The sequence below is a fragment of the Actinomadura roseirufa genome, assembly GCF_900659635.1.
Lineage (GTDB): Bacteria > Actinomycetota > Actinomycetes > Streptosporangiales > Streptosporangiaceae > Spirillospora > Spirillospora roseirufa.
The window spans coordinates 1-5,986 of the sequence record NZ_CAACVB010000375.1 but is presented as its reverse complement, the minus strand read 5'-3'; the positions used below and the strand labels follow the sequence as shown (position 1 = coordinate 5,986).

6 protein-coding genes are annotated in these 5,986 nt (G+C 74.0%); 1 reads left to right on the top strand and 5 read right to left on the bottom strand.

Going from position 1 to position 5,986, the window contains the following annotated elements; genetic code table 11:
• Positions 1-150 precede the first annotated feature (150 nt).
• Positions 151-591 carry an Lrp/AsnC family transcriptional regulator gene (locus E1291_RS38225; protein ID WP_131742928.1) on the top strand — a complete coding sequence of 147 codons (441 nt, stop codon included), beginning with the start codon at positions 151-153 and terminating at the stop codon, positions 589-591.
• A gap of 202 nt (positions 592-793) precedes the next feature.
• On the opposite strand, the gene E1291_RS38220 is transcribed toward E1291_RS38225, so the two are convergent.
• The 5 genes from E1291_RS38220 to E1291_RS38200 all read right to left on the bottom strand — a co-directional run.
• Positions 794-1,735 carry a TIGR03619 family F420-dependent LLM class oxidoreductase gene (locus E1291_RS38220; protein ID WP_131742927.1) on the bottom strand — a complete coding sequence of 314 codons (942 nt, stop codon included), beginning with the start codon at positions 1,733-1,735 and terminating at the stop codon, positions 794-796.
• Between the two features lie 183 nt (positions 1,736-1,918).
• The gene (locus tag E1291_RS38215) at positions 1,919-2,941 is read right to left on the bottom strand and encodes an N-acetylglucosamine kinase (protein ID WP_131742926.1); all 1,023 of its coding nucleotides are present in this window, start codon (positions 2,939-2,941) and stop codon (positions 1,919-1,921) included.
• Entirely contained in the window at positions 2,941-4,197 is a 1,257-nt protein-coding gene (locus E1291_RS38210; RefSeq protein ID WP_131742925.1) for a 6-phospho-beta-glucosidase, read from the bottom strand. Before E1291_RS38210 ends, E1291_RS38215 begins: the two co-directional genes overlap by 1 nt.
• Positions 4,194-5,030: a carbohydrate ABC transporter permease gene (locus E1291_RS38205; RefSeq protein WP_131742924.1), complete on the bottom strand. Its 837-nt coding sequence runs from the start codon at positions 5,028-5,030 to the stop codon at positions 4,194-4,196. Before E1291_RS38205 ends, E1291_RS38210 begins: the two co-directional genes overlap by 4 nt.
• Positions 5,027-5,986: carbohydrate ABC transporter permease (locus E1291_RS38200; protein ID WP_306434503.1), on the bottom strand; the 960-nt coding region annotated here is incomplete at its 5' end. The genes E1291_RS38200 and E1291_RS38205, both read right to left, overlap by 4 nt.

Below are 5,986 nucleotides of genomic sequence, written 5' to 3'. Positions count from 1 at the left end.
GGCGCGCCCGTCCTGCTCCCCGCCGAGCTCGTCGTGCGGGGCAGCTGCGGGGCGCTGCGCGGCGGCCGCGGGCCCGCCCGGCGCCGCGGGGTCGCCGATCTGTGATCTGCGGGGGCCCTATCAGGGGCCCGGGCGCGCTAGATTTTCGGCGTGGAGGACATCGATCGCCAGATCATGGCGCTGCTGGCCGAGGACGGGCGGATGAGTTTCACCGATCTGGCCAAGGAGACCGGCCTGTCGGTGTCGGCCGTGCACCAGCGGGTGCGGCGGCTGCAGAAGCGCGGAGTGATCCGGGGGTTCGCCGCCCAGCTCGACAACGAGCAGATCGGCCTGCCGCTGACCGCCTTCGTGTCGATCAAGCCGATCGACCCGGCCGCGCCCGACGACGCGCCCGACCGGCTCGCGCACCTCACCGCGATCGAGGCGTGCCACTCGGTGGCCGGCGACGAGAGCTACATCCTGAAGGTGCGGGTCGCCTCCCCCAACGAGCTGGAGGACCTGCTGCAGCGCATCCGCGCCGCCGCCAACGTCGCGACCCGCACCACCGTCGTCCTCAGCACCCCCTGGGAAAGCCGCCGCCCCCCGCTGTGATTACTGCAATCCCGGCCCAGGGGGCTCGCCTGGCGGCTCGCCCCTGACCGTGCTTGTGCGGCGCGGCATCGCTTCGCGATCGGCCCGGGTGAGGCTCGCCTTCGGCTTCGCCTCACCCGGGCCGGTCACGCGCCGCCCGACGGTTGAGGTCGTCGATCCGGCGGGTTCCCGTCGGCGGGCCCTTCAGGTCCCCCCGGCCGCTTCAGGTGCGGGGGGCGAAGGCTTCCAGGGCTTCTCTGGCCAGGTACATCGAGTCCCATGGGTCGGCGTCGGGGCCGGTGAGTTCGGGGTCGAAGTTCAGGTCGACGAACAGCTCGGTCACGCCCTGCTCCTCCAGCAGGTCGAAATCCCCGCGAATCTGGTCGTAGGAGCCCGTGAGCGGTTTGCGGGCGGTGCCGTTGCCCGCCGCGTCGCCGCCCTCGCCGTCGGGGCGGACCCGGACGGCGCCCCGGCACACGAAGCGCAGGGCGGCCGAGTCGCGCCCCGCCTTGTCGGCGGCCTCGCGGACCGTCTCGATCGACCGGCCGATGGTGGCCAGATCGGCGCGGCTGGAGCTGACCCAGCCCGCCGCGAGCCGCCCGGCGCGGCGCAGCGCGCCCTCGGACATGCCGCCGAGCAGGACCGGCGGCTCGGGGGACTGCAGCGGCCGCGGGTCCATGGTGACCGGCGGGATGTCGTAGAACTCGCCGTGGTACTCGCTGACGTCGCCGGGCTCGCCGCTCCACAGCGACCGCAGCGCGGCGAGGAACTCCTCGGCCCGCGCCCCGCGCCGCTCCATCGAGGCGCCGACGGCCGCGAACTCCTCGGGCATCCAGCCGAGGCCCAGGCCGAGGTCCAGCCGCCCGCCGGTGACGTGGTCGAGGGTGACGGCCTGCTTGGCCAGCATCGGGGGCGCGTAGAACGGCAGGTTGAGCACCGCGACGCCCAGCCGCACCCGGCTGGTGTAGCCGGCGAGGTAGGCCAGCGTCACCAGCGGGTCGGGGACGTTGCGGTAGGTCTGGTCGCCCGAGCCCGCCGGGTTGACCACGCGCTGCAGCGTCCACAGGGAGTGGTAGCCGAGCTCCTCGGCCTGCTGCGCGATGAGCACCTGGTTGGCGGGGGTCGACCACGACCCCGCCACCGGCACGGCGAACCCGATGAGCACGGTGCTCCTCCTCGTCTTTCCCCGGGGACCGACCCCTCCGGGAACGGGTCGAACCTTACAACGTCAAGGACCGCGCCGGTCAAGATCATCCACGGATCGTCCGGGGTGTCGCCCGTCACGTCCGCCGGCGACCCGTCCGCCGGGCCGCCGCCCGTGCGACCGGTCCGCGGCCCGCTGCGCGGATCAGCGCCGGCGCAGGGGGTTGCGGAAGGTGGCGCGGAGCGCGGCGTGGGCGGTGGGCGGTGCGCCGAGATGGTCCAGCGCGAGCAGCGCGGCGCCGAGCAGCGGCGGCTCCTTGGGGACCAGCAGCGCGGCGCGCGGGGCCAGCGCGGCGTAGCGGTCGGCGACCGCGTCCATCAGCAGCGGGCGCCGCGCGGCCAGCACCCCGCCGCCGAGGACGACCTCGGACGGGGTGTCCAGGAGGCCGAGGCGGCGCAGCGCCACCGAGCCGAGGATCGCGATCTCCTCGGCGAGCCGCGCCACGACCTGCCGGGCGACCGCGTCGCCCGCCTCGGCGGTGTCGAGCAAGACGGGCGCGAGCGCGGTGAGGCCGCCCTCCTCGAACTCGCCGCGGTGGATGCCGAGCCCGACGTCCAGGGCGTGGTCCACGCGGTAGTGGGCGGCCACCGCGGCGCTCAGCGCCGTCCGCGGGCCCCGGCCGTCCTCGCCGCGGATGCCGTGCCACAGGGCGGCGCGGCCGAGTTCCCCGCCGCCGCCCCAGTCGCCGGTGTGGTGGCCCAGGGAGGGGAAACGGGCGGTGCGGCCGTCGGGCGCGACGCCCGCGCAGTTGATGCCCGCGCCGCACACGACGGCGACGCCCCAGCCCGCGGTCGCGGCGCTGCGCAGCAGGGCGAAGGTGTCGTTGCCGACGGTGACGCTCGGTGCAAGGCCCCGCTCCAGCAGCAGCTTCTCCAGCCGCTCCTCCTCGCCGGGCAGGTCCACGTTGGCGGTGTAGACCGCGAGGTGGGCGACATGGGCGGACGAGACGCCCGCGCGGTTGAGCGCGGCGGCGACGATGGCCGCGAGCGTGTCGGTCGCCGGGCCGATCCCGGCGGTGTGCGGGCGGAACCCGTCGCCGCGCGCGGTGGCCAGCAGCGCCCCGCCGGGGCCCGCCACGGCCACGTCGGTCTTGCTGTTGCCGCCGTCCACGGCGACCAGGACGCCGTGACCCGTCCCGCCGTCCGCTCCGCCGTCCGCTGTAGCCATCACGCCGCCCACGGCAGGTGGGCCCGGTTGGCGGCCACCAGCTCGCGGGCGAGCCGGTCGGCGAGGCCGGCCTGCCCGACGAGCGGGTGCGCGAGCAGCGCCGCGGCGACCCGGTCGACGCCGCCGCGCAGCGCCGCGTCCAGCGCCAGCTCCTCGTAGGCCGACACGTGCGCGGTCAGCCCGGCCAGCAGCGGCGGGAACGCGGGGACGGGCAGCGGCTCGGGCCCGGCGGCGGTGATCCGCGCGGGCACCTCGATGACGGCGCGGTCGTCCAGGAACGGGAGCGTGCCCTCGTTGCGCAGGTTCACCACCTGCGCGTCGCCCCGCCCGGTCAGCAGCGACGCCGCGAGCTGGACGGCGGCCTCGGAGTAGAAGGCGCCGCCGCGCTCGCGCAGCCGCTCGGGCTTGGTGTCCAGGGCGGGGTCGGCGTAGGAGGCCAGCAGGTCGCGCTCGAGCGCGGCGACCTGCTCGGCCCGCGACGGCGCGCCGCGCTGCTCCTCGACGACCCGGTCGTGCTCGTAGTAGTAGCGCAGGTAGTAGGACGGGACGGCGCCGAGCGCGCGCAGGAACTCGGCGGGCATCCCGGCCGGCCCGGCGAGTTCGGCCGGGTGCTCGTCGAGGAGCCGCGGCAGGACGTCGCGGCCGTCCACCTCGACCGAGCGGACCCAGGTGAGGTGGTTCAGCCCGGCGTGGCCGAGGGTCACCGCCTCCGGCGGGACCGACAGCAGCGCGGCGGCGCGGCGCTGTACCCCGATCGCCACGTTGCACAGCCCGGTCGCGCGGTGGCCGGCGTCCAGGAGGGCGCGGGTGACGATGCCGACCGGGTTCGTGAAGTCGATGATCCAGGCGTCGGGGGAGCGCCGGGTGATCCGGTCGGCGATGTCCAGGACGACCGGGACGGTGCGCAGCGCCTTGGCGAGCCCGCCGGCGCCGGTGGTCTCCTGCCCCACGCAGCCGCAGGCCAGCGGCAGCGTCTCGTCGACGTGCCGGGCGGCCTGCCCGCCGACCCGCAGCTGCAGCAGCACCACCGTCGCGTCCGTCACCGCCTCGTCGAGGTCGGTGGTGGTCCGCACGGCGGCGGGATGCCCGGCGCGGGCGAGCATCCGCGCGGCCAGCCCGCCCACGAGCGCGAGCCGCCCGGTGTCGGGGTCGGCGAGGACGAGCTCGGACACCGGCAGCTCGGCCCGTGTCCGCGCGATCCCGTCGACCAGCTCCGGGGTGTAGGTCGAGCCACCCCCGATGACAGTCAGTTTCAACCCTTCACTCCCGTCAAGGTCACACCCTGGATGAACACCCGCTGGGCGAGGAAGAACACGACGAGCACGGGCATGATGGTCAGCAGCGTCGCGGCCATCGTGAGGTTCCACTCCACATGGTGGGCGGCGCGGAAGGTGGCCACGCCGATGGCCAGCGTCCAGTGCTCGGGCTTGGCGTACACCAGCGGCCCGTAGTAGTCGTTCCAGCAGTAGAAGAACTGGAACAGCGCCACGGCGGCCAGCGCCGGCCGGGCCATCGGCAGGACGACCCGCAGCATCGTGCGCAGCTCGCCGCAGCCGTCCACGCGCGCCGCGTCGGCGTACTCGCGCGGGATGGTGACCAGGAACTGGCGGAGCAGGAAGATGGAGAAGGCGTCCCCGAACAGCTGCGGGATGATGAGCGGCCACAGCGTCCCGGTGAGCTGGAACCGAGACCACACGATGTACAGCGGGACCATCGTCACCTGCGGCGGGAGCATCATCGCGGAGATCACCACGACGAGGGCCGCGTTGCGGCCGCGGAACCGGAACCGGGCCAGCGCGTACGCCGCCGGGACGCTCGACACCAGCATGAACGCCGTGGACAGCCCCGCGTACATGCTGCTGTTGAGCGTCCAGCGGACCATGTCGCCGGTGAAGACGCGGCGGAAGTTCTCCCAGTGCCACTCGCGCGGCCACAGCGCGGTACTGAGCGCCTGCTCGTCGCTCATCACGGCGGTCAGGAACATGAACACCAGGGGGGCCAGGAACATGACCGCGAGCGCGACGGCGACGGCGTGCGTGGCGACCCACAGCAGCGTCCGCCGCGCGCGGGTGCCGGACGGGCGGCTCATCCGGCCTCCTCTCCGGCGAAGGCGCGGAACTGGCGCAGCAGCACCAGCGTGAACGCCATCGCGATGACGAACATGACCAGCGCCAGCACGCACGCGTACCCCATGTTGAACTGCCGGAAGCCCTGGTCGTAGAGCCACTGCGGGAACGTTAGGGTGGATCCGCCGGGGTAGCCGGGCGCGAAGTGGGTTCCGGCCAGGTCCGCCTGCCCGGAGGCCACCTTGGCCGCGACCAGCGCCTGGGTGAAGTACTGCAGGGTCTGGATGACCCCGGTGACGGCGGAGAACGCCAGCACCGGCGAGACGGTCGGCAGCGTGATGTGCCGGAACCGCGCCCAGGCGCCCGCGCCGTCGATCGCGGCGGCCTCGTACAGCGACGCCGGGACGTTCAGCAGCGCCGCCAGCAGGATGATCATCACGTCGCCGACGGCCCACAGCCCGAGCAGGCCGAGGCCGGGCTTGGCCCAGCCGGCCTCGTTGAAGAAGTCGGGCAGGGAGAACCCGAGGCGGTGGGCGATGGTGGGGAACGGGCCGGTCCCGGGGTTCAGCACGAACACGAACGCGACCGTCGCCGACACCGGCGGGATCAGGTACGGCAGGTAGAACACCGACCGCAGGAGGGCGCCGCCCCGCCTGATCCTGGTGAGCAGCTGGGCGACGCCCAGGCCGAACAGCACCCGCAGCGGCACCACGATCGCCACGAGCCACATGGTGTTGCGCATCGCCTTCCACGCGTCGCCGTCGTGCAGCAGGAAGGTGTAGTTGTCCAGCCCGACGTACTCGAGGGTGAACAGGTTGTAGCGCGTGAAGGAGAAGTACACCGTGGCGCCGAGGGGGTAGGCGAAGAACAGGCCGAACCCGGTGAGCCGATCGCCGAGGCCGATCGGATCGTGGACGCGGCGTTGGTCGTGGCCACCACTCTCGGCGCACCGATGGGACATGGGTGTGGCGGTGAGTGA

Coding starts and splice junctions, on each gene's coding strand:
- E1291_RS38205 (WP_131742924.1), bottom strand. CDS start 5,030: ATGAGCCGCCCGTCCGGCACCCGCGCGCGGCGGACGCTGCTGTGGGTC.
- E1291_RS38215 (WP_131742926.1), bottom strand. CDS start 2,941: ATGGCTACAGCGGACGGCGGAGCGGACGGCGGGACGGGTCACGGCGTC.